At 49.7% G+C, this 1,051-nt stretch carries 4 protein-coding genes; 1 reads left to right on the forward strand and 3 read right to left on the reverse strand.

Annotated elements, in window-relative coordinates; all coding sequences use genetic code 11:
- A partial coding sequence (locus D6694_14675) for a hypothetical protein (GenBank protein RMH35468.1) occupies positions 1-201 on the reverse strand: 201 nt, incomplete at its 3' end.
- Between the two features lie 4 nt (positions 202-205).
- Positions 206-469, reverse strand: coding sequence for a hypothetical protein (locus D6694_14680; protein RMH35469.1), 264 nt, complete (start codon positions 467-469; stop codon positions 206-208).
- Positions 470-525: 56 nt separating this feature from the next.
- Between D6694_14680 and D6694_14685 the strand changes: the two genes are divergently transcribed.
- Positions 526-738 carry a hypothetical protein gene (locus tag D6694_14685; protein RMH35470.1) on the forward strand — a complete coding sequence of 71 codons (213 nt, stop codon included), beginning with the start codon at positions 526-528 and terminating at the stop codon, positions 736-738.
- 54 nt (positions 739-792) lie between these two features.
- On the opposite strand, the gene D6694_14690 is transcribed toward D6694_14685, so the two are convergent.
- A partial coding sequence (locus D6694_14690) for a hypothetical protein (protein RMH35471.1) occupies positions 793-1,051 on the reverse strand: 259 nt, incomplete at its 5' end.

The following is a 1,051-nucleotide window of genomic DNA, read 5'->3' on the forward strand; positions in this document are numbered from 1 at the left end:
ATCGAGGCCAGAATTAGCAAAAGCCTGATTAGCGTACTCGACCGAATCAATGGCGAAGCGGTCTAGCTCAGCGACACCATACTTCTGCACTTGCGCATCGCGATAGACAAACCACACGCGCAAAACATCTTCCGCATGGGCAGAAACGCCTAATGATGCACAGATAAGCGCTGATAAGCATGTTTTGTGCAGTGCCCTCATGTTTTTACACTCCCATCGAGTACCGTGCTGCCGGTTGATTCTCTGGCCGCGCTTTAGCCTGTGCGCCGACCGCAGTTGCATCCCATTTGCTGACCAACTTTTCTGCTTTGTCAAACAAAGCGCTTAAATCTTCCGTCTCATAAAGCGTCCTGACAACTCCTTTTACGCCATCAAGAGGCATTTCGTGTAATGCACATAATGGCGCTGTGACGCGCATCACATTTTTCGCTGTGCTTCGTGAATCGCTATGTGCTTTTCCTGCTGCCATGCTTTAATTTCTCGGATGACACACACTGGACGCGTTTAGCAGAACGGAGAACAATCATGGCCCAAAAGTTTGATACCGACACTCGTTTTCACTGGATTGAACAAATGATCGAAAACAATCCCTACTTGGCTAGGCTTGCAAAAATCGGCGAACTGAATAGCGCGTTGTTACATTCTATCGCCGAGGGTGCTTTGCGTTTTGACGAGATTGCGTCGCGCGCCATGGAAAAACACGAAAATTCAGACGGTGAACAAAGCAAGCATGATTGATTGACCGCCGACGAATATGTTGGTGTGCAAAACATGTTGCCTACAATAGCGTGCTTACACAGTGGCACCTGAGCAATCGTGCGGTGGTGTCACCAACATATCGATGACAGGGGCGCGCCCAGCAACCTCCCGTGCTCTCAGCGCCCCGTAATCTGTGGCCAATAAGGTGGGCACGAGTGCCCATCGCGACCTGTGCACCAGGTTAATGCGCCAGAAAAAAGTTTTCACGAAAGTGGCCCTCGCTTGCGTATGTAAAGACAACAGACCAAATGAGCGAGGTGATCTATGCTGTTTGCAAACAAACTCAAAACCG

Source organism: Gammaproteobacteria bacterium, from assembly GCA_003696665.1.
In the GTDB taxonomy this organism is placed as follows: domain Bacteria; phylum Pseudomonadota; class Gammaproteobacteria; order Enterobacterales.